This window comes from Lentzea sp. NPDC004789 (genome assembly GCF_053601075.1).
This window is the reverse complement of record NZ_JBSGBE010000013.1, coordinates 96,456-117,911: the sequence shown is the minus strand read 5'-3', so window position 1 is coordinate 117,911 and position 21,456 is coordinate 96,456. Positions and strand designations below refer to the sequence as shown.

Below are 21,456 nucleotides of genomic sequence, written 5' to 3'. Positions count from 1 at the left end.
CAACAAGCCCCTGACCTGCGCGCACTCTGCCAGCATGAGTGCGATGCCAAGGGGAGAACGTCCGCTGGACGCAGGCGACAGCCCACTGCTGCTGTTCGCCGCGGACTTGCGACAACTGCGCACCAACGCGGGGAAGCCGAGCTACCGGGAGCTGTCCCGGCGCGCGCACTTCTCGGCGAGCACGCTGTCCGACGCGGCCGGCGGCCGGAAGCTGCCGGGACTCGACGTCACGCTCGCCTACGTCCGGGCGTGTCAGGGCGACGAGGCCGCGTGGGAGCGGCGCTGGCACGACCTCGCCGTCGCGATGGCGCGCAGCAGGGCCGGCGACGGGCCGTCCCCGTACGTGGGCCTGAACCCGTTCACGATCGAGGACGCCGACCGGTTCTTCGGGCGTGAGGCGCTGACGCACGCGTTGCTCGACCGGCTCGGCCGCCAGCGGTTCCTCGCGGTGTTCGGCGCGTCGGGCGAAGGCAAGTCGTCGCTGCTCAGAGCGGGTATCGCGGCCAAGTTCCCGCACGCGGAGATCTGCACGCCCGGCCCGGACCCCGACGCCGCCATCGCCGGCGCTCTCGCGCGGAACCCGGATCTGCTGGTCGTCGACCAGTTCGAGGAGCTCTTCACGCTGTGCGAGGACGAGGTCCAGCGCACGGCGTTCCTGAACGCGCTGCTGTCCGCCGACTGCCGGCGCGTGATCGCCGTCAGGTCGGACTTCTACCCGCACTGCGCCCAGTACCCGAAGCTCGCCGAAGCGCTCACGGACGCACAGGTGCTCCTCGGCACGATGACCCCCGACGAACTGCGGCGCGCCATCACCCAGCCCGCGGCGACCGTCGGCTGCACCGTCGAAACCTCGCTCCTGACCACGCTCGTGGCCGAGGCGGCAGGTCGCAGCGGTGTCCTCCCCCTCGTCTCGCACGCGCTGCTCGAAACGTGGCACCGCAGACGCGGCAACACGCTCACGCTGGCCGGCTACCAGGCCGCGGGAGGCATCCAGGGCGCACTCGCGCAGAGCGCGGAGGCCGCGTTCGCCTCGCTCGACGAACCGGAGCAGCACCTCGCCAAGCAGCTCCTGCTCCGGCTGAGCTCCGACGGCACCAAGCGCCCGGTCCCGCGCCCGGAGGTCGTCGGCGAGGAGGTGCTGAACGTCCTCGCGGACACCAGGTTGATCGCCGTCGGCGAGCACACCGTCGAGGTGACCCACGAGGCGTTGTTCCAGGCGTGGCCGCGGCTGCGGGCCTGGCTCGACGAGGACCGCGAAGGCCTCCGGACGCACCGCAGGCTCACCGACGCCGCCAGGACGTGGGCGGAGCTGGGGCACGACGCCGGCTCGCTCTACCGGTCGACCAGGCTCGCCGAGACGACCGAGTGGATCACCCGCACCAGGCCGGAGCTGACCGCCACCGAACGCGAGTTCGTCGACGCCTCCAAGGCCCTGCGACGCCGCCGCTCCCGCCGTGTCCGCTGGATCGCGGCCGGTCTGTCGGCCCTGCTGGTCGCCACCACGGCGACGGCGGTGGTCGCCGTGCAGCAGCGGCGCGAGGTCGAGCGGCTCAGCCTCATCACGCAGTCGCAGCAGCTCGCGTCGGTCTCGGACGCGCTGTCCGTCAGCGACCCGCTGCAGTCCGCCCGCAAGGCGATCGAGGCCTACCGGACCTACCCCACCACCGAGGCGCGCAGCCGTGTGCTGAGCGCGGCGGCGGCCGCACGCGGACGCAAGATCGACCACAACGGCGCGTGGAGCGTCAGGATGGGCAAGGACACCGTCAACCTGATGGGGCCTGACGGGCTGATGCAGTACGACGCGGCCACCCTGTCACCGAAGGCGAAGTGGTGGCTCGGCCCGGACGACTACGTGTTCTCCTGGGACGTCGCACCGGACGGCCGCACGATCGCGGTGGTCACGCAGAACGGCCGGATCGTCCTCTGGACAGGCCGCCCTGGGACCGAAGCGGTCGTGCTCCAGGAGCGCGGCGTGGCCGGCGGTCTCGCCTTCACGCCGGACGGCCGCTCTCTCGTCGTCGGTGGCGACGTCTGGGACGTGTCCACCCGCAAGCTCCAGTTCGCGTTGCCGGTGGGCCGGGCCACCCGCTCGTTCGCGCTGACCGACCACCTCCTGGCGTTGCCGTACGGCGACACCGCCACGTTGTGGGACCTGCGGACGCACGCGCGGGCCGGCACCCTGCAGGTGTGGACCGGCGAGATCGACAGGATCCGCCTGCTGCCCGGCGACAAGCTCGCCGTGATCGCCACCAACGAGGGCCAGGTGCAGGTGCGCGACCTGTCGACCGGTGCGGTGGTCGCCACCCCGCCCGCGCACACCGGCCTCGTCCAGAGCCTCTCGCTCAACGCCGACGGCACTGTGCTCATCTCCGCAGGTGAGGACGGCCGTGTGCACCTGTGGGACCTGACGCGCAACGCGGTCATCACGACGCTCACGATCAACGAACCCGCCCGCGGCGCCGAGCTCACCCCGGACGGCACGCTGGCCGTGCTCACCCCGCGCGCCCTGCGGTTCTGGCCGCCGGGCAGCCTGCCGGCCCGAGTCGGCTACACGGTCCAGGCGCTCGCGGTGGACCGCGACGGCTCGGTGGTCACCCTCGACGAGCTGGGTGTGATCGAACGCCGCGACGCCACCCTGCGCACGCGGCAGCGCGTCGAGACCGGAGCCGAGCAGCCCGGCCCCGGCCGCTTCAGCCCGGACGGCGGGCTGGTCGCGACGAGCCGGCCGTTCGCGGTGCGCGACGTGACGACGGGGAAGCCGGTCGTCGAACCGGAAAGGACGTCGTTGACGTCGCATTCGGCGGTCGCGTTCGGCGAGCAGAACATCGCCGTGGTGAACGCGGGCACACCCGACGCCGTCTGGCCGCTCAAGGGCGCGGCCGAGCCGACGTACCTCGGTGGCGACCCGAGCGGCCCGCGCACCGCGGTCTCGTTCGGCCGGCGCGACCAGGAGCTCGTGTTCGCGCGCGGCGACGGCGAGGTGCAGGTGTGCGAAGTCGGCCTGAACACGCGCACGTTGCCGCGCACTCATTCCGCGGCCGTGCGGGTGCTCGCGCTCTCGCCCGGCCGCAAGTTCCTCGCGACCGGCGGCGACGACGGCCTGATCGCCCTCTGGGACACCACGACGTGGCAGAAGGTCGGCGAGCTGCGCGGGCACGCGGAAGCGGTCACCGCGCTGCAGTTCAGCGCGGACGGCAACCGGCTCCTGAGCGGCAGCAACGACCGCACGGTGATCGTGTGGGACGTGCGCGAGCGCACGGAGTGGGCGACGTTGCGCGGACACAGCCGAGGCGTCACGCACGTGGCGTGGGGCAAGGACGGCGGCACGGTGGTGTCCGCCGGCCCCGACGGCATGGTGGTGTGGGGCCTGGACGTGGACCAGGCCCTGCGCACACTCGGTTAGCGGACCAGGTCCTTGCGAAGCTCGCGCGGCAACGCGAAGGCGATCTTCTCGTTGGCCGTGGTGATCTCCTCGACCTCGCCGTAGCCGTGCGACTCGAGGAACTTCAGCAGCTCCATCACCAGGATGTCCGGCACCGACGCGCCCGACGTGACGCCGACGGTCTCGACGCCGTGCAGCCACGCCAGGTCGACCTCCTTGGCGTAGTCGATCAGGTACGCGGCCTTGGCGCCGTGCTGCAGCGCGACCTCGACCAGCCGGACCGAGTTGGAGGAGTTCTTGGAGCCCACGACGAGCACCAGGTCGCACGACGGCGCCATCGTCTTCACCGCGGTCTGGCGGTTCGAGGTGGCGTAGCAGATGTCGTCGGACGGCGGGTCCTGCATCTCGGGGAAGCGGTCCTTGAGCTGCCGGACCCGCACCATGGTCTCGTCGACCGAGAGCGTGGTCTGCGACAGCCAGATCACCTTCGAGGGGTCGCGCACCTCGACCTTCGCGGCGTCCTCCGCGGTGTCGACGAGCTGCACGTGGTCGGGAGCCTCACCGGCGGTGCCCTCGACCTCCTCGTGGCCCTCGTGGCCGATCAGGAGGATGTCGTAGTCCTCCTTGGCGAACCGCACGGCTTCCTTGTGCACCTTGGTCACCAACGGGCACGTGGCGTCGATGGTGCGCAACGAGCGCTGCGCGGCCTCCTCGTGCACCGCGGGCGACACGCCGTGCGCTGAGAACACCACGAGTGCGCCCTCAGGAACCTCGTCGGTCTCGTTGACGAAGACGGCACCGCGGTCGGACAGGGTCTCCACGACGTACTTGTTGTGGACGATCTCCTTGCGCACGTAGACGGGTGCGCCGTACTGCTCGAGGGCGCGCTCGACCGTCTCCACGGCACGATCAACGCCCGCGCAGTAACCACGCGGCTTCGCCAACAGGACTCGCTTGGGCATGCCTCAAGGGTACCCAGGCGCAGTTCCTAGGCATTCCAGACGCGGTTGCGGCAGGCTAGTGGTCATGAAGCCACTGCCATTGGGTGTCCGCGTCGCCGCTGGACTCGCGGTGACCGCCCTCGAACAGGCGCGCAGGCTGCCGCAGCAGCTCGCCGGACTTCCCCTCACGGTGGTCAGCGAGGCGATGCAGTTGTCCATGCGCGTGCAGCAGCATGTGACCGAACTCGCCATCAAAGGAGACGACGTCCTCTCCGGACTGAGGCCCGCGGAGGAGGAGCCGGAGTGGGCGACCTTCGACGAGGACGAGACGCCGGTCACCACGGCCGCCGAGGTACCGGCCGACGACCCGTGGGAAGAGGAGGAGCGGGCGATCGCCGAGGTGCCCGAGTTCCTGCCGTCCTACGACGAGCTGTCGATCGCCCAGCTGCGCGCGCGGCTGCGCAACCTGAGCGTCGAGCAGCTGGAAGAGCTGCTGCGCTACGAGAAGGCGCACGAGTCGCGGCCTGAGTTCGTCGGGATGCTCAACCGCCGGATCGCGACGGTCAAAGCTCAATCGTGACTGACGCAAAATCCACGCCGGAGAACCCGTGGCCGGTGCGGACGGTCGCCCGCAAGCTGCTCGACTGGATCAACCGGCTCGGCGAGGTCTGGGTCGAGGGCCAGGTCACGCAGCTCAACGCGCGCAGCTCCACGGCGTTCCTGACGCTGCGCGACCCGAGCGTCGACATGTCGATGTCGATCACCTGCAACGCCGGGATGATCCGCGAGCTGCAGCTCACCGAGGGCAGCCGCGTGATCGTGCACGGCAAGATCAGCTTCTACCCGAACCGGGGCACGCTGTCGTTGCGCGCGGACGAGATCCGCGCGGTCGGCATCGGTGAGCTGCTCGCGCGCATCGAGCGGCTGCGCAAGCTGCTGCACGCCGAGGGCCTGTTCGACCCGCGCCGCAAGCGCCGTCCGCCGTTCCTGCCGAACAAGATCGGTCTCATCACCGGTCGCGCCTCCGCGGCGGAACGGGACGTGCTCACGAACGCGCGGAACCGTTGGCCCGCAGCGCACTTCCGCGTCATCAACGTCGCCGTGCAGGGCCCGATGGCGGTCACCCAGGTGATGACCGCGCTGTCCACTTTGGAACGCGATCCCGAGTGCGACGTGATCATCATCGCCCGCGGCGGCGGCAGCGTGGAGGACCTGCTGCCGTTCTCCGACGAGGCGCTGTGCCGCGCGGTCTCCCAGTGCCGCACGCCGGTGCTGTCCGCGATCGGGCACGAACCGGACACCCCGCTGCTCGACCACGTCGCTGACGTGCGTTGTTCGACGCCGACCGATGCAGGCAAACGGGTGGTTCCGGATGTCGCTGAAGAGAGTGAACGCGTCCGCCAGATGCGGGATCGCGGGCGGCGTGCGCTGCACGGCTGGGTCGACCGCGAGCGCAAGCTGCTCGACGCCCTGCGCTCCCGACCAGTGCTTTCGGACCCGTACGGTCCGCTGGAGCGCCGTGCCGAAGAAGTGAAACGTCTTCGCGACCAAGGACGCAGGGCCGTCACGCAACGTCTCGATCGGGAAGACGTCCACCTGTCCGGGACGAAAGCCCGCTTGACGACCCTCGGACCAGCCGCCACGCTGGCCCGCGGATACGCCGTTGTGCAACTCGTCACACCCGACGGGCCCGACGGCGTGTTGCGTTCTGTGACGGACGCACCGAGCGGAACACAGCTGCGGGTACGCGTCGTTGACGGAGCAGTGGGAGCAGTGGTCACCAACGTGGAAGGGGGAGGTACCGATGATGCGTGATGCCGTGTTCCTGCCCCTGACCATGGAGGCGGCCGGTTCCTGCGGATCTGGGCTGCGCACCAAGGCGGAGGCGGCGAACAAGGCCGCGGCGGACTGCTGGACGGCGTTGGTGGGCGACTGCGACACCACGAGCCGCCGCACGCTGATCCTCACGTTGCACGACCTGAGCGAGGCCACCGCCGGCACGGTCCAGTACCGGCGTGTCGCGGAGGCCGAGGCGCTCATCGACGAGGCGGTGCGAGAAGGTGACGGCGAGGAGTTCGCGGAGGCGCTGGTCGGCTACGACCTGGCCGTCGCGACCGTGCTGAGCCGTCTGAGGAGCCAGTCCGCGTGAGTTCGGAAACACTCGGTTACGAAGCCGCCCGTGACGAGCTGGTCGAGGTGGTCCGCAAGCTGGAGGCCGGTGGCCTGTCGCTGGAGGACTCACTCGCCCTGTGGGAACGCGGTGAGGCGCTCGCCAGGACGTGTGAGCAGCATCTCGCCGGTGCGCGCGAGCGAATCGATGCAGCTCTCGCTGTGGTCGAGGAGGACGTTTCCGAGGGCTGATCCCGTGCAAGGATTCAGATTGCCGATCACAAACCCGGCACGCTGAGTAGTCGCATGGAGGCGCGCAATGGTGAACACCCCCGCGGAACGACGTCGCGAAGCCCCCGACCGGAACCTGGCATTGGAGCTCGTGCGCGTCACCGAGGCAGCGGCCATGGCCGCCGGCCGGTGGGTGGGGCGCGGCGACAAGAACGGCGGTGACGGCGCCGCGGTCGACGCGATGCGCAAGCTGATCCACACCGTCTCGATGCGCGGTGTCGTGGTGATCGGCGAGGGCGAGAAGGACGAGGCGCCCATGCTGTTCAACGGCGAGGAGGTCGGCAACGGCGAGGGCCCCGAGTGCGACGTCGCGGTCGACCCGATCGACGGCACCACGCTGATGTCGAAGGGCATGCCGAACGCGCTGGCCGTGCTGGCCGTGGCCGAGCGCGGGGCGATGTTCGACCCGTCCGCCGTGTTCTACATGGAGAAGCTCGCCGTGGGCCCGGAGGCGGCCGACGTCATCGACATCACCGCGCCGCTCGCGGAGAACATCCGCCGGGTCGCGAAGGCCAAGCACAGCGACGTCTCCGACGTGAACGTGTGCATCCTCGACCGGCCGCGGCACGAGAAGATCGTGCAGGAGGTGCGCCAGGCCGGTGCGCGCATCCACTTCATCTCCGACGGCGACGTGGCGGGCGCGATCTCCGCGGCACGTCCCACGTCGGGCGTGGACATGCTGGTGGGCATCGGCGGCACGCCGGAGGGCATCATCGCGGCGGCGGCGCTGAAGTGCGTCGGCGGCGCGATCCAGGGCCGGTTGTGGCCCAAGGACGACGAGGAGCGCGAGAAGGCGATCGGCGCGGGCCACGACCTGTCCCGCGTGCTCACGACGAACGACCTCGTGTCCGGTGACAACGTCTTCTTCTGCGCCACGGGTGTGACCGATGGAGACCTTCTGCGCGGTGTGCACTACCGGGCGGGTGGTTGCACCACGCAGTCCATCGTCATGCGGTCCAAGTCCGGCACCGTGCGCATGATCGACGGCTTCCACAGCCTGAACAAGCTGCGCGAATACGCCTCCGTGGACTTCGACCTGCCCGAGGACGTGCAGCAGCCCCTGCCGTAAAGGGCAACTGTGAACACTGGGTGACCAGACGAGTGACCCTAGTGACGATGTGCCTTTCGTCCTTAGTTTCCGAACTGACCCCGGCAACCCTGCGCCGGGTTCAGGAAGGAACTCAACGATGAGGGCACGTTCGTTGTTCTCCGCAATCGCCGTGGCCGCGGGCGCCCTGCTCGCCTCGGCCGCCGCGGCCACCGCGGCTCCGGCCCCCACCGCCGACGGCGAGGTCTCGCCGATGATCGTCGGCGGGCACAACGCGACCCAGGTCTACTCGTGGATGGTCTCCCTGCAGAGCAACGGGAGCCACTTCTGCGGTGGCACGCTGGTCAAGGCCAACTGGGTCGTCACGGCGAAGCACTGCGTCTCGGGCTCGTCGGCGTCGTCGATCACCGTGCGGGTGGGCACCACCAACCGCACCAGCGGTGGCTCCACGGCACGCGGTTCGCGGATCATCACGCACCCGTCCGCCGACCTCGCGCTGCTGCAGCTGGGCACGTCGGTCACCCAGACGCCCGCGCCCGTCTCGACGGCGTCCGGTCCGGTCGGCACCGCCACCCGCATCATCGGCTGGGGCCAGACCTGCCCGGTCCGCGGCGGCTGCGGTGCTCCGGTGACCCTGCAGGAGCTCGACACGTCGATCGTCGCCGACAGCCGTTGCTCCGGCATCGTCGCGGCGTCGGAGATCTGCACGAACAACACCGACGGCAACAAGGGCGCCTGCTACGGCGACTCGGGCGGCCCGCAGGTGAAGTCCGTGAACGGCCGCTGGGAGCTCATCGGCGCGACCAGCCGTTCCGGTGGCGGCGCGACCTGCGCGACCGCTCCGTCGATCTACGTGGACGTCGCGTACTACCGCTCGTGGGTCAGCACGAACGTGGGCGGCCTGTAGTCCTGTAGTCCGGTAAACGCATTCCGAGGGTCCGTCTCCCAACTGTTACAGGAGGCGGACCCTCGGCTTTGCAACCTGGGTGATCCTCCGGCCGTCTTCTTCGGCAAAGGATGAATCACTGAGGGGGGTGCGCGATGCGGGTTCTGCTCGTGGCGGTCGCGTTGATGTTCGTGGCGGGGTGCGCGCAGGGGGCCGTGCACGCCGAAACTCCTGCTGCGCCACCACCTCCGGTGTCCTCGGCACCGTCTTCGACGTTCCCGTCCTCCACGGTTCCGTCTTCCACGACACCTCCACCGTCCTCTTCGGAGACTCCCCCTCCCCCGCCGCCGCCTCCGCCCGCGCCGGTGGTGAAGCCGACGCCGTGCGACATCAGCGACGGCGCCTGCGTCCAGCTCTCCACGAACCAGTCGTGGATCGTGCGCGGCGACAAGATCGTCCACGGCCCGGTGCCGATCACCAGCGGCCGCAAGGGATACGAGACGCCGGTCGGCAAGTTCCCGGTGCTGCGCAAGGTGAAGGACGAGTGGAGCCGCCCGTACAACGGGCCGATGCCGTGGTCGACGTACTTCACCGACAACGGCATCGCGTTCCACGAGGGCTCGCTGACCGTCCCGTCGCACGGCTGCATTCACCTGGACCCGCAGTCCGCGCGCTACTACTTCCAGAACCTCTCGATCGGCGAGACGGTTCAGGTCGTCGCGTAGCGGTTACCCCTTCATCGAGGGGTGATGAGTGATGATGCGAGTTCTCGTCGCGACGGTGCTCCTGACCCTCGGTTTCGCGGTACCCGCGCAGGCTGCGGCCGGCTGCACCGTCTACAACGGAGCGTGCCTGGAGAAGCATTCCAACCAGGCGTGGCTCGTCTACAACGGAGTCCGGAGCTACGGCCCGGTTCCGGTCAGCCACGGCAAGCCGGGGTACGAGACCCCGGTCGGCACGTTCTCCGTGCTGCGCAAGGTGAAGAACGAGTGGAGCCGCCCGTACAACGGGCCGATGCCCAACGCGGTGTACTTCACCACGACCGGCATCGCGTTCCACCAGGGTGACACGAACGTCCAGTCGCACGGCTGCGTCCGGCTGCCGGCCGACGCCTCACTGGTGTTCTACGACAACCTGGCGATCGGCGAAAAGGTCCAGGTGCTGCCCTGACCCGGTGCGGGGAGATCGTCGGCGTGCGGACGCCGATCATCTCCCCGCACCCGGTCATTCACACCGCTTGCCGAACGCCTCCGCCGACACCCAGTCCCACCGGTACAGGGTCTTGCCCTCACCGAGCTGGTCGAGGGTGAACGACTGGTCGGCCGCGTCCGGCCGGTCCTCGTAGGCGATCTGCACGTGCACTTCCTGCTTCGGATCCGGCTGCCGCCAGGGAATCGTCTCCACGGCACCGTCGGGAGTCCGCCCCACCTCGACCGACGTCAGCGCGGTCGGCGTGGGGAAGTCGAGCTGCCAGATCCGCGGCTCGTCCTCGTCCCAGGTGTCGCCCTCGACGACCACGAACGCGATCTGGACGAGCTTCTCGGTGTCCATGTCGCAGTTCGCGTAGACGATCTCGACGCCACCGTTCGGCCCCTTCCGCACCGCGTACGGAGGCCAGTCGCTGCACCCCGCCAGCAGCAGACAGGCCGCGAGCACGACGAGAAGTCTCCCCATGCTCGCGGATCCTGCCAGCCGCGGTCAGCTCCCGTCGCTGGAATGCCCGGGAAAGAGGTGCGCGGACGGGTTGAGCGCGACCGCGATGTTGTTGACCGCCGTCGCCGCCTCCCCGAACCCGGTGGCGATGAGCTTGACCTTGCCGGGGTACTGCGCGACGTCGCCCGCCGCGTAGACGCGGTCGAGCTTGGTCTTCATCGTGGTGTCGACGACGACCGCGCGGTGGTCGAGCTCCAGGCCCCACGACTCGATCGGCCCGAGGTCGGCCGTGAACCCGAGCGCCGCGACGACCGTCTGCGCGGGCAACGTCTTCACGTCCTCGCCCTTGACCTTGACGTCCACTTCGGACAGCGGCTCGCCGCGCAGCGCCAGCACCTCGGCGTCGGTGATGATCTCGACGCCGAGCTCCCGCACCTGCCGCACGGTCGCGGCGTGCGCGCGGAAGTTCGCCCTGCGGTGCACGATCGTGACGCTGGCGGCGATCGGGTGCAGCGCGAGCGCCCAGTCGAACGCCGAGTCGCCGCCGCCCACGATCACGACGTGCTGCCCGGCGTGCTCGGCCAGCACCGGCACGAAGTGCACCATGCCGCGGCCCAGCCAGCCGTCACCGGCGGGCAGCGGGCGCGGGTTGAACTCGCCCATGCCCGCGGTGATCAGCAGTGCCTTGGTGTTGATCCTGGAGCCGTCCGCGAGTCCGACCACCAGACCGTCCTCAGTGGACTCAAGTGTGCGCGCCTGGCGGCCGAGCAGGTAGGTCGGCTTGAACTGCCCCGCCTGCTCCACCAGACCGTTGACGAGGTCGCGCCCGCGCACCGCGGGGAAGCCGGCCACGTCGAAAATCATCTTCTCCGGATACATCGCCGTGACCTGGCCGCCCGGTTCTGGCAGCGCGTCGACGACGGCGACGTTCATTTCCCGGAAGCCTGCGTAGTACGCGGCGAACAACCCCGTGGGGCCGGCGCCCACGACGAGGAGGTCGACGTCACGCTCCATGAGTGGTGCCCTTCTGCCAGTGGTGGGTGGCAGTGCTGTGATCGACCATAGAGACTCGGAAGCATGTCTGAACAGGAGTACCGCGTCGAGCACGACACGATGGGTGAGGTCCGCGTGCCGGTCGACGCATTGTGGAGCGCCCAAACACAACGCGCGGTCGAGAACTTCCCGATTTCCGGTCGAGGCCTCGAACGCGCCCAGATCAGGGCCCTCGGCCTGCTCAAGGCAGCCGCGGCCCGCGTGAACGCCCGGCTCGGCGTCCTCCCCGCCGACATGGCCTCGGCGATCGCCTCCGCGGCCGACGAGGTCGCGGCCGGCAAGTGGGACTCCCAGTTCCCGGTCGACGTCTTCCAGACAGGTTCCGGCACGTCCTCGAACATGAACGCCAACGAGGTCATCGCCGGGCTCGCCGGCCGCGTCCTCGACCGCACCGTCCACCCGAACGACCACGTCAACGCCTCGCAGTCGTCCAACGACACCTTTCCGACGACGCTGCGCGTGGCCGCCACCGAGGCGGTCGTGAAGGACGTGATCCCCGCGTTCGAGCACCTCGCCTCGGTCCTGGAGGCACGCGCCTCGGACTGGTCGGACCTGGTCAAGTCCGGCCGCACGCACCTGATGGACGCCGTGCCCATCACCCTGGGCCAGGAGGCGGGCGCCTGGGCGGCGCAGGTCCGATACTCGGTGGAACGGCTGCAGGCCTCGATCCCGCGCCTCGCGGAGCTGCCGATCGGCGGCACCGCCGTCGGCTCCGGCCTGAACGCCCCGGAGGGCTTCGGCGCGGCCGTCGCCGCCGAACTGGCGTCCGCCACCGGCCTGCCCCTGGTGGAGGCCCGCGACCACTTCGAGGCCCAGGCCACCCAGGACGGCGTGGTCGAGATCTCCGGCCAGCTCCGCGCGAGCGCCGTGGCGTTGTTCAAGATCGCCAACGACCTCCGCTGGCTCGGCTCCGGCCCCCGCACGGGCCTGGGCGAACTGGCCCTGCCCGACCTCCAGCCGGGCTCGTCGATCATGCCCGGCAAGGTCAACCCGGTGATCTCGGAAGCCACGATGATGGTCGTGGCCCAGGTCATCGGCAACGACGCCGCCGTCGCCTTCGCGGGCTCGCAGGGCAACTTCCAGCTGAACGTGATGCTGCCGGTCATCGCCCGCAACGTCCTGGAGTCGTGCCGCCTGCTGTCCGCCGTCGCGCGCCTCCTGGCCGACAAGGTCCTGACGGGCGCGGAGGCCCAGGCTGCGCAGATGCGCGAGTACGCCGAGTCGTCGCCCTCGATCGTCACGCCGCTCAACCGCTACCTCGGCTACGAGGAGGCGGCCTCGATCGCCAAGCAGTCGCTGAAGGAGCGCAAGACCATCCGCGAGGTGGTGCTGGAACGCGGCCACGTGCCGGGCAAGCTGTCCGAGGAGCAGCTGGACGCGGCGCTGGACGTGCTGCACATGGCCCGCGGCGGCCGCTGAGAGCCCGGATCCGGTGCCGGGACGACCGGCGCCGGGTCAGGAGTACATGGCGAGCCAGATGGCGATGTAGTGGCAGATCGCCGCCACCACGGTCGCCGCGTGGAAGAACTCGTGATACCCGAACACGGAAGGCCACGGGTTGGGCCAGCGGGTCGCGTAGAACACCGCGCCGACCGTGTAGAGCGCCCCGCCCACCAACAACAACACCAGCGCCGCGACCCCGGCGTGGTGCAGCAGCTCGGGCAGCACGAACACGGCCACCCAGCCCAGCGCGATGTAGATCGGCACCCCGAGCCACCGCGGCGCGTGCGGCCACGCCAGCTTCAGGGTCACGCCCAGCACGGCGCCGATCCACACGACGGCCAGCACCACGCGTCCGGTGCCGGGATCCATCGCCAGCAGCGCGAACGGGGTGTAGGTGCCGGCGATGAACACGAAGATCATCGAGTGGTCCAGGCGCTTCATCCACGTGCGCACGCGGTCGGACTTCCACGTGACGCGGTGGTAGAGCGCCGAGACGCCGAAGAGGCCCAGCACGGTCAGGCCGTAGACCGAGGTGGCCAGGGCGGCGCGGGCGGACACCGTGGACGCGGCGAGTGCGATCAGGGTCGCGCCGGTCGCCACCGAGGCGATGAAGGACCAGAGGTGCAGCCAACCACGAAGGCGCGGCCGCAGTCCGGGCTGTGGAGGAATGGTCGCGGTGGTCACGAGAAACCAGGTTACGCGACCGTAGGTTGCCGACCGCGGATCTGTGGCCGAGCTTGCACGGCGTACGCTGTTCGGACGTGGCACTCCGCACCCGTGTGAAAGACGTCGCCATCCACTTCTACGAGTGGATTCTCCGGCGTGAGCTGAGCGAGAACACACAGGTGCCCAAGCACGTCGGTGTGGTCCTCGACGGCAACCGGCGGTGGGCCAGGGAGGCCGGGTTCACCGACGTCGCCCACGGGCACCGGGCAGGCGCGCGCAAGATCCTCGAGCTGCTCGACTGGTGCGGTGACGCCAAGGTGGAGGTCGTCACGCTCTGGATGCTGAGCACCGACAACCTCAACCGGCCCGCGGAAGAGCTGGCGCCGTTGCTCGACATCATCGCCGACATCACCGACGAGCTGGCCGAGGACGGCAAGCCGTGGCGGGTTCGGCACGTCGGTGCGATCGACATGCTGCCCGCGGAGCACGCGGAACGCCTCACCAGCGCCGCGAACAAGACCAAGGACCGCACCGGTATCCAGGTCAACGTCGCGGTGGCGTACGGCGGCAGGCAGGAGATCGCGGACGCGGTGCGCAAGCTCCTGCAGTCGCACGCCGAGCGCGGCGGCACCATCGAGGAGCTGGCCGAGGTCCTCGACGTCGACCACATCGCCGAGCACCTCTACACGTCCGGGCAGCCGGATCCCGACCTGATCATCCGCACGTCCGGTGAGCAGCGGCTCTCCGGGTTCATGCTGTGGCAGTCGGCGCACTCGGAGTTCTGGTTCTGCGAGGCCTACTGGCCCGGCTTCCGCCGCACGGACTTCCTGCGGGCGATGCGCGAGTACGCCAAGCGCCACCGCAGGTACGGCAACTGAACGACAAGGGGCGCTCACCGCGAGGGTGAGCGCCCCTTGTGTTCAGCGCGAAGACGAGGTCACTCGCCGTCGTGGCCCCACTCGGAGCCGTCCTCGATGCCGCCGGCCGCGCAGGTCTCGGTGATGGACGGCGAGTTGATCGGCACGGCACCGCCGAACACACCGACGTTGTTGCCGCACGCGCCCACAACACCGTTGAGGTTGTTCGCGTTGCCGACGATCAGCAGCGGGGCGTTCTCCCACTCGTGGCTCACGGCCATCGCCGGGGAGCCGGTGACCATCAGGAAGCTCGCCGCCGCGCCGAAAACGGCGCCTGCCTTCTTCAGCACGATTTCTCCTTGGAGAGTGTCAAAACGGTTTGAAAAACGATCTGGGGGCGCCATGAATGACGCCCCCAGAGGCAGAACGAAGAGCGGAGATCAGCCCTCGTCGACGATGCCGCCGGCGGCGCAGGTCTCGGTGATCGACGGCGAGTTGATCGGCACGGCACCGCCGAAGACACCGACGTTGTTGCCGCAGGCACCGATCGTGCCATTGAGGTTGTTGCCGTTCAGCAGAACGAGCAGCGGGCCGTTCTTCCAGTGGTGTCCGCCGCTGTGGGCCTCGCCCGCCATGGCGGCCGGGGCGAACGCGAGCGACAGCGCGGCTGCGGCGGCAACCGCGGCACAAGCCTTCTTCACGTCATTCTCCTTCATGTCGGGTCATCCCCGTCATTTCCGGAGTCTTCGGGGATCTCCGGAGGGTGGGGTCTCCGGGCGGAGACGCTATCGGTGTTGATCTCGTTTAGCGGCCCGCATGACCCCATTGTGTGACAACAAGATCAACAACATTCCCCGATCAGGTGGCCTTCGATTCACGATTCGGTCGCGAGTAAGACGCTGTGGTAGAGGCTCTACGCTCTTCGACTCATGGACGCTGACGAGCTCGTACGCGGATATCTGGTTCTCGGGCTGCGGCTCGGGCGCCTGGTGTCCGGGTTCGTCGACTCGTTCACCGGCGACCCCGCGCTGAGCCGCGCCGTCGACAACGAACCGCGCCTGGCCCCCAAGGCGCTGGCGGGCCACGCCCGGCAGCTCCTGCGCGAGCTGCCCGGCGTCGAACTGGCCGACCAGCGCAAGCAGTTCCTCCGGGCGCACCTCGTCGCGTTGGAGTGCACCGCGCGCAAGCTCGCCGGCGAGCACATCACGTTCGTCGACGAGGTCGAGCGGTACTTCCAGGTCCGCATCCGCCCCGGCGATCAGGACGCGTACGCGCAGGCCCACCGCAACCTCGACGTGCTGCTGCCCGGCCCCGGCTCGCTGCCGGAACGCCTGCACGCCTTCCGCACGGCCGACGAGGTGCCCGCACGCAGGCTCCAGGGCGCCGTGCAGGCCGTCTCCAGCGCGCTGAGGGACCGCGTGCGGCGCAAGTATGAGCTGCCCGAGCAGGAGATCGTCGAGTACCAGATCGTCACGAACAGGCCGTGGAGCGGCTTCAACTACTACCTCGGCGGCTACCGCAGCAGGGTCGCGATCAACGCCGACCTCGGCCACCGCATGTCGAACCTGCCGCACCTGGTCGCGCACGAGTCCTATCCGGGCCACCACACCGAGCACTGCCGCAAGGAGGCCGGCCTGGTCGCCAAGCGCGGCCACGCCGAGCAGTCGATCTTCCTGATCAACACGCCGCAGTGCCTGATGGCCGAGGGCATGGCCGACCTCGGCCTGCACGCCGTGGTCGGGCCGGGCTGGGGCGGGTGGGCGGAGCAGATCTTCCGCGACCTCGGGTTGCGAATGGACGGCGAACTGTCCGAAAAGGTGGAATCGGCGGCGTCGGGCCTGCTCACGGTGCGCCAGGACGCCGCCCTGCTGCTACACGATCGGGGGGCGGATCAGGAGGACGTGGTTGCGCATCTGCGCAGGTGGCTGCTAGTCCCCGACCGTCGCGCACGGCAGATGGTCCGTTTTCTGGCGGATCCGCTGTGGCGTGCGTACACGACCACCTACGTCGAGGGAGTGCGCCTCGTGCGGGCGTGGCTCGACGTCCGCGCGCCCGGAGAGTCGCTCGACGATCGCTATCTGCGGCTCCTGGACGAGCCTCTGGTGCCGAAATCACTCGAATCCCAGGTGCGCGACGGTCTGTCGTGGCTCGCCCGCAACACCCAGGAAAACACCATCTGACCAGCAAGAACACGGCTGCGGTCACGTTTCGGGTGGTTTTCCGGCAGGTGACAAATCGGGATTCACCTGTGTGGCTTCATGCAGACGGGGTACTTCCGCAGGTAACTTCAAAAGTGGCGGGACGCGACCACTGCGGACCGCGCAGGGAGGCTCTGATCGTGGCAGACAACGTCGCGAGGGGGCCGGCACCCGGCCCTCGTGGTCGACCTGCCTGACGCCACACCGGCGGAAGGCAAGACGATCAATCAGGGTTGTGCCTGGCCCAGCGAGGAGCGGACGCGGGTGCCGCGTTCGTGAGGGAGTTGCCGTGAACGCACGACGTCCCGCGAGCCGTTCCTCAGGCTCATCGCGCAGTTCCTCCCCCAGGCGCAAGTCCGCCGCTCCAGCCATCACGACATATGTGCTGGACACGTCGGTACTGCTGTCCGATCCTCTCGCCCCCACCAGGTTCGCGGAGCACGAGGTCGTGCTGCCGCTCGTGGTGATCAGCGAGCTGGAGGGCAAGCGCCACCACCCCGAACTGGGCTGGTTCGCGAGGGAAGCCCTGCGCCTGCTCGACGACCTGCGCTTGCGGCATGGTCGCCTCGATTCGCCGATCCCCATCGGGGATCTGGGAGGCACCTTGCACGTCGAGCTCAACCACTCCGACCCGGAGGTGTTGCCATCAGGTTTCCGAACGGACTCCAACGACGCCCGAATCCTCGCGTGCTCCCTCAACCTCGCTGCTGAGGGGCGCAACGTCACCCTGGTGACGAAGGACATGCCGCTGCGGGTCAAGGCCGGATCGGTCGGCCTGCAGGCGGAGGAATATCGGGCGCACGACGTCACCCTGTCAGGCTGGACGGGAATGTCCGATCTGGACGTTCCGCAGTCCCTGGTGGACAGCCTGTTCAAGGAGAACGTCGTCGACCCCACCCAGTACGAGGACCTGGAGCACATCGCGGAAATGCCGTGCCACACCGGACTCCGGTTGCTGGCGGGCACGTCGAGCGCTCTGGGCCGGGTGACCGCGGACAAGCAGATCAGGCTGGTGCGCGGAGATCGGGAGGCGTTCGGACTGCACGGACGGTCCGCTGAGCAGCGGATCGCACTGGATCTGCTGCTCGACTCCGATGTCGGCATCGTCTCGCTGGGCGGACGTGCGGGCACCGGCAAGTCGGCGCTGGCGCTGTGCGCCGGCCTCGAAGCGGTGATGGAACGCAGGCAGCACCGCAAGGTCGTGGTCTTCCGCCCGCTCTACGCGGTCGGCGGCCAGGAGCTCGGCTACCTGCCGGGCAGTGAGAACGAGAAGATGGGGCCGTGGGCGCAGGCGGTGTTCGACACCCTCGGCGCGCTGGTGAGCCAGGCGGTGCTGGAGGAGGTGCTGGACCGCGGGATGCTCGAGGTCCTGCCGCTCACCCACATCCGCGGCCGCTCGCTGCACGACTCCTTCGTGATCGTGGACGAGGCGCAGTCGTTGGAGCGCAACGTGTTGCTGACCGTGCTGTCCCGGCTGGGCAGCAACTCGCGGGTGGTGCTGACGCACGACGTGGCGCAGCGCGACAACCTGCGGGTGGGCCGGCACGACGGCGTGGCCGCGGTGATCGAGAAGCTGAAGGGCCACCCGCTCTTCGCGCACGTCACCCTGACCCGCTCGGAGCGTTCGCCGATCGCGGCTCTCGTCACCGAGATGCTGGAGGACTACGCCTCGTAGTTCGCCCTGAGTGGAACGGCCCCGCGCAGCTTTCGTTGCGCGGGGCCGCTTTCGCTCAGTCCAACGCGCGTTTCATGAAGCCGCGCAGACCAAGACCGCCGAAGCCGGCGATCGCGACGACGAGCACCAGCAGCACGATCGGCAACGGGATGTGCGGCACGTTCGGCACGAGGTTCGCGCGCATGCCCTCGCTCACGTACGTCAGCGGGTTGAGCGCGCAGATCACCTTGAACCACAGCAGGTCATCGCTCAGCGACCGCCACGGGAACTGCGAGGAGCCCGTGAACAGCAACGGCGTCAGGATCACCGCGAACATCACGTTGACCCGGCGCGCGGGCACCGACGTGCCGATGACCATGCCGACACTGCCGCCGGCCAGGCAGCCGAGGATGATCACGACGAGGGCGCCGGGGATGCCTTCCCACGGCCACGACACGTCGAGCATCACGAATCCGACCGGCACCATCAGCACCGCCGCGAAGAACCCGCGGATCGCGCCGAACACGATCTTCTCCACCGCGACCAGCGGGATCGAGATCGGCGCGAGCAGCCGGTCCTCGATCTCCCGCGTCCACGAGAAGTCCAGCACCAGCGGCAGTGTCGTGTTCTGCAACGCGCCCAGGAACCCGTTCATCGCGACGATGCCGGGCAACAGCACCTGCGCGAAGTCGTGCTGGACGTAGCCGATGTCCCCCAGCACCTTCGCGAAGATGAAGAGGATGAAGAACGGCTGGATGATCACCTGCGCGAGGAAGCTCGGCAGCTCGCGGCCGGTGACGAAGACGTCGCGCCAGAGGATCGCCTGGAACGTCCTGAGTTGGCTCACCGGAGCTCCCTGCCGGTCAGGTGGATGAAGACGTCTTCCAGGCTGGGTTTGCCGATCGCGACGTCGCTGACGACGACGTCGAGGTCGCGCAACACGTTCAGCACCGCGGGCAGCGTGACCGAGGTGTCCGAGTCGGTGTAGACGCGGAACATGCCGCCGACCTCCTCCACCCGCTGCGCACCATCCACTTCGGACAGCGCTTGGGTGATCTTGGCGGGCTCGTGGCCGTTCAGGCCGACGGTGACGCTGACGGTGTTGCTGCCGGGCAGGTTCTTCGTCAGCTCGGCGGGCGTGTCGAGGGTGAGCAGCTTGCCGTGGTCGACGATGCCGACGCGGTCGCAGAGCTTGGTGGCCTCATCCATGTCGTGCGTGGTCAGCACGACCGTGACGCCGTCCGCGTGCAGTGCGGCGATGCGTTCGTGGACGAAGAGCCTGGCCTGCGGGTCGAGGCCCGTGCTCGGTTCGTCGAGGAACAGCACCTTCGGGCGGTGCATCAGGGCGCGGGCGATCATCAGCCGTTGCGCCTGACCGCCGGACAACGTGTCGACGAGCGCCTTCTGGTGGTCCTTCAGGCCCATTCGTTCGAGGATGTCGTCGGCGAGCTTCTTGCGCTCCACCGGCCCGATGCCGTGGTAGGCCGCGTGGAACAGCAGGTTCTGCCGCGCGTTGAGCGAGCGGTCGAGGTTGTTGCGCTGGGGCACGACAGCCAGCAGCTGCCGTGCCCGCTTGGAGTCGGCGACCACGTCGACGCCCTCCACGAGCGCCTGCCCCGAGGTGGGGCGGACCCGCGTGGTCAGCACGCCGACCGTGGTCGTCTTGCCCGCGCCGTTCGGGCCGAGCAGTCCGAAGACCTCACCGCGGCGGACGGTGAAGCTCAGCCCGTCCACCGCCGGTTTTTGTCCCGTTTTATAGACTTTGCGGAGATCTCTCACCTCTACCGCTTCGTCCATTTCTCACCAACCCCCTGGCAGCGGCCGTCCTTCCGCGAAGCCGGCTGCGGACTGGATGCCGAGAACTGCCTTGTCGTGGAATTCCTCCAGCGAGGTCGCACCGGCGTACGTGCAGGCGGAGCGAACGCCGGACGTGATCGCGTCCAGCAGATCCTCCACGCTCGGACGCACCGGGTCCAAGCGCATTTTCGACGTCGAGATGCCTTCTTCGAACAGGCCCTTCTTCGCCCGGTCGAACGCGTTGTCGCTGCGCGTACGGGCGGTGACAGCGCGTTTCGACGCCATTCCGAAGGATTCCTTGTAGAGGTTCCCGCGCTCGTCGCGCTGCAGGTCGCCGGGCGACTCGTAGGTGCCCGCGAACCAGCTGCCGACCATCACGCTGCTGGCGCCCGCCGCGAGCGCCAGCGCCACGTCGCGCGGGTGCCGCACGCCGCCGTCGGCCCACACGTGCTTGCCGAGCCTGCGCGCCTCTGCCGCGCACTCCGCGACGGCGCTGAACTGCGGCCGTCCGACGCCGGTCATCATGCGCGTGGTGCACATCGCGCCGGGTCCCACGCCGACCTTGATGATGTCCGCACCCGCCTCGACCAGGTCCCGCACGCCTTCCGCGGTGACGACGTTGCCCGCCGCCACGGGGACGCTCGGGTTCGCCTCCTTCACGGCCTTCAGCGCGGTGATCATCTTCTCCTGGTGCCCGTGCGCCGTGTCGACGACCAGCACGTCCACCCCGGCCTTGACCAGCGCTTCGGCCTTGGCCCGCACGTCGCCGTTGACCCCGACCGCGGCCGCGACCCGCAGCTTGCCGTCGCCGTCGGTGGCCGGCTTGTAGATCTCGGCCCGCAACGCCGTCAACTCGGTCAGCACGCCGCTGAGCCGCTGCTCGTCGTCGATGCCGAGCGCGATCCTGTGGGTGCTGTGGTGGAGCCGGTCGAACACGTCCTGCGGCTTGGTGCCGAGCGGCAGCTGCAGGATGTCGGTGTTCATCACGTCGCCGATGCGCGTGAACCGGTCGACGCCCGTGAGCGCCGCCTCGTCGACGACACCGATGGGCCGGTTGCCGTCGTCCACCACGATCACCGCGCCGTGCGCCCGCTTGTGCAGCAGGTTCCACGCGTCCGCCACCGCGTCGCCCGTGGTGAGCGTCAACGGGGTGTCCCAGACGGAATGCCGCGCCTTGACCCACGCGATGATCTCCGCGACGGCCTCGGTGGGCACGTCCTGCGGGATGACGACGAGCCCGCCCCGCCGCGCGATGGTCTCCGCCATCCGCCGGCCGGCCACGGCCGTCATGTTGGCGACGACGATCGGGATGGTGGCCCCGGTGCCGTCCGAGGTGGACAGATCAACGCCGAACCGCGATTCCACGGCACTGCGGCCGGGAATGAGGAACACGTCGTCGTAAGTCAGGTCGTAAGAGGGTCGATGCCCTTCGATGAACCGCACGTGCTTCCACGATACGCGGTGCGTCTCATCTGGGC

22 protein-coding genes are annotated in these 21,456 nt (G+C 69.2%); 13 read left to right on the top strand and 9 right to left on the bottom strand.

Going from position 1 to position 21,456, the window contains the following annotated elements:
* Positions 1–43: 43 nt before the first annotated feature.
* Positions 44–3,403: an nSTAND1 domain-containing NTPase gene (locus ACWEIJ_RS27750; RefSeq protein WP_449840170.1), complete on the top strand. Its 3,360-nt coding sequence runs from the start codon at positions 44–46 to the stop codon at positions 3,401–3,403.
* On the opposite strand, the gene ACWEIJ_RS27745 is transcribed toward ACWEIJ_RS27750, so the two are convergent.
* Complete coding sequence (locus tag ACWEIJ_RS27745) at positions 3,400–4,344, bottom strand: 4-hydroxy-3-methylbut-2-enyl diphosphate reductase (RefSeq protein ID WP_449840169.1); 945 nt, start codon at positions 4,342–4,344, stop codon at positions 3,400–3,402. The two genes, ACWEIJ_RS27750 and ACWEIJ_RS27745, sit on opposite strands and share 4 nt — an antisense overlap.
* 64 nt (positions 4,345–4,408) lie before the next feature.
* Here ACWEIJ_RS27745 and ACWEIJ_RS27740 point away from each other — a divergent pair, with 64 nt between their 5' ends.
* The 8 genes from ACWEIJ_RS27740 (at position 4,409) to ACWEIJ_RS27705 (ending at position 9,827) form a co-directional block, all read left to right on the top strand.
* On the top strand, positions 4,409–4,903 hold the full coding sequence (locus ACWEIJ_RS27740; protein WP_449840168.1) for a lipid droplet-associated protein: 495 nt from the start codon (positions 4,409–4,411) through the stop codon (positions 4,901–4,903).
* Entirely contained in the window at positions 4,900–6,138 is a 1,239-nt protein-coding gene (xseA, locus tag ACWEIJ_RS27735; RefSeq protein ID WP_449840167.1) for an exodeoxyribonuclease VII large subunit, read from the top strand. Before ACWEIJ_RS27740 ends, xseA begins: the two co-directional genes overlap by 4 nt.
* On the top strand, positions 6,128–6,472 hold the full coding sequence (locus tag ACWEIJ_RS27730) for a sugar ABC transporter substrate-binding protein (RefSeq protein ID WP_449840166.1): 345 nt from the start codon (positions 6,128–6,130) through the stop codon (positions 6,470–6,472). The genes xseA and ACWEIJ_RS27730 overlap by 11 nt, the downstream gene beginning before the upstream one ends.
* Positions 6,469–6,684, top strand: coding sequence for an exodeoxyribonuclease VII small subunit (locus ACWEIJ_RS27725; protein ID WP_449840165.1), 216 nt, complete (start codon positions 6,469–6,471; stop codon positions 6,682–6,684). Before ACWEIJ_RS27730 ends, ACWEIJ_RS27725 begins: the two co-directional genes overlap by 4 nt.
* Before the next feature lie 67 nt (positions 6,685–6,751).
* Positions 6,752–7,792: a class II fructose-bisphosphatase gene (gene glpX / locus ACWEIJ_RS27720; RefSeq protein WP_449840164.1), complete on the top strand. Its 1,041-nt coding sequence runs from the start codon at positions 6,752–6,754 to the stop codon at positions 7,790–7,792.
* A gap of 118 nt (positions 7,793–7,910) precedes the next feature.
* Positions 7,911–8,678, top strand: a complete 768-nt coding sequence (locus tag ACWEIJ_RS27715) for a S1 family peptidase (RefSeq protein WP_449840163.1) — start codon at positions 7,911–7,913, stop codon at positions 8,676–8,678.
* Between the two features lie 134 nt (positions 8,679–8,812).
* Positions 8,813–9,382, top strand: a complete 570-nt coding sequence (locus tag ACWEIJ_RS27710; RefSeq protein WP_449840162.1) for a L,D-transpeptidase — start codon at positions 8,813–8,815, stop codon at positions 9,380–9,382.
* A gap of 31 nt (positions 9,383–9,413) precedes the next feature.
* Positions 9,414–9,827, top strand: coding sequence for a L,D-transpeptidase (locus tag ACWEIJ_RS27705; RefSeq protein WP_449840161.1), 414 nt, complete (start codon positions 9,414–9,416; stop codon positions 9,825–9,827).
* 54 nt (positions 9,828–9,881) lie between these two features.
* On the opposite strand, the gene ACWEIJ_RS27700 is transcribed toward ACWEIJ_RS27705, so the two are convergent.
* Positions 9,882–10,331 carry a hypothetical protein gene (locus ACWEIJ_RS27700; protein ID WP_449840160.1) on the bottom strand — a complete coding sequence of 150 codons (450 nt, stop codon included), beginning with the start codon at positions 10,329–10,331 and terminating at the stop codon, positions 9,882–9,884.
* Positions 10,332–10,355: 24 nt separating this feature from the next.
* A complete protein-coding gene (locus ACWEIJ_RS27695; protein WP_449840159.1) occupies positions 10,356–11,324 on the bottom strand; it encodes an NAD(P)/FAD-dependent oxidoreductase in 969 nt (322 codons plus the stop codon).
* 63 nt (positions 11,325–11,387) lie between these two features.
* Between ACWEIJ_RS27695 and ACWEIJ_RS27690 the strand changes: the two genes are divergently transcribed.
* Positions 11,388–12,782: a class II fumarate hydratase gene (locus tag ACWEIJ_RS27690; protein WP_449840158.1), complete on the top strand. Its 1,395-nt coding sequence runs from the start codon at positions 11,388–11,390 to the stop codon at positions 12,780–12,782.
* 36 nt (positions 12,783–12,818) lie between these two features.
* Here ACWEIJ_RS27690 and trhA read toward each other — a convergent pair whose 3' ends face one another.
* A complete protein-coding gene (trhA, locus tag ACWEIJ_RS27685) occupies positions 12,819–13,490 on the bottom strand; it encodes a PAQR family membrane homeostasis protein TrhA (protein WP_449840157.1) in 672 nt (223 codons plus the stop codon).
* A 77-nt stretch (positions 13,491–13,567) separates the two neighbouring features.
* On the opposite strand from trhA, the gene ACWEIJ_RS27680 reads away from it, so the two are divergent.
* Entirely contained in the window at positions 13,568–14,350 is a 783-nt protein-coding gene (locus ACWEIJ_RS27680; RefSeq protein ID WP_449840156.1) for an isoprenyl transferase, read from the top strand.
* Between the two features lie 59 nt (positions 14,351–14,409).
* Here ACWEIJ_RS27680 and ACWEIJ_RS27675 read toward each other — a convergent pair whose 3' ends face one another.
* Together ACWEIJ_RS27675 and ACWEIJ_RS27670 are read right to left on the bottom strand one after the other, a co-directional pair.
* On the bottom strand, positions 14,410–14,679 hold the full coding sequence (locus tag ACWEIJ_RS27675) for a hypothetical protein (RefSeq protein ID WP_449840155.1): 270 nt from the start codon (positions 14,677–14,679) through the stop codon (positions 14,410–14,412).
* A 90-nt stretch (positions 14,680–14,769) separates the two neighbouring features.
* The gene (locus tag ACWEIJ_RS27670) at positions 14,770–15,030 is read right to left on the bottom strand and encodes a hypothetical protein (protein ID WP_449840154.1); all 261 of its coding nucleotides are present in this window, start codon (positions 15,028–15,030) and stop codon (positions 14,770–14,772) included.
* Positions 15,031–15,258: 228 nt separating this feature from the next.
* On the opposite strand from ACWEIJ_RS27670, the gene ACWEIJ_RS27665 reads away from it, so the two are divergent.
* Together ACWEIJ_RS27665 and ACWEIJ_RS27660 are read left to right on the top strand one after the other, a co-directional pair.
* Complete coding sequence (locus ACWEIJ_RS27665) at positions 15,259–16,509, top strand: DUF885 domain-containing protein (RefSeq protein WP_449840153.1); 1,251 nt, start codon at positions 15,259–15,261, stop codon at positions 16,507–16,509.
* 400 nt (positions 16,510–16,909) lie between these two features.
* Positions 16,910–18,202, top strand: a complete 1,293-nt coding sequence (locus tag ACWEIJ_RS27660; protein ID WP_449840152.1) for a PhoH family protein — start codon at positions 16,910–16,912, stop codon at positions 18,200–18,202.
* Between the two features lie 55 nt (positions 18,203–18,257).
* Here the strand turns inward: ACWEIJ_RS27660 and ACWEIJ_RS27655 are convergent, their stop codons facing one another.
* Genes ACWEIJ_RS27655 through ACWEIJ_RS27645 form a run of 3 tightly spaced genes read right to left on the bottom strand, consistent with a single transcriptional unit; the run spans position 18,258 to position 21,421 of the window.
* A complete protein-coding gene (locus tag ACWEIJ_RS27655; RefSeq protein ID WP_449840151.1) occupies positions 18,258–19,028 on the bottom strand; it encodes an ABC transporter permease in 771 nt (256 codons plus the stop codon).
* The gene (locus ACWEIJ_RS27650) at positions 19,025–19,978 is read right to left on the bottom strand and encodes an ATP-binding cassette domain-containing protein (RefSeq protein ID WP_449840150.1); all 954 of its coding nucleotides are present in this window, start codon (positions 19,976–19,978) and stop codon (positions 19,025–19,027) included. The genes ACWEIJ_RS27655 and ACWEIJ_RS27650 overlap by 4 nt, the downstream gene beginning before the upstream one ends.
* A 3-nt stretch (positions 19,979–19,981) precedes the next feature.
* Positions 19,982–21,421 carry a GuaB1 family IMP dehydrogenase-related protein gene (locus ACWEIJ_RS27645; RefSeq protein ID WP_449840149.1) on the bottom strand — a complete coding sequence of 480 codons (1,440 nt, stop codon included), beginning with the start codon at positions 21,419–21,421 and terminating at the stop codon, positions 19,982–19,984.
* Positions 21,422–21,456: the final 35 nt, after the last annotated feature.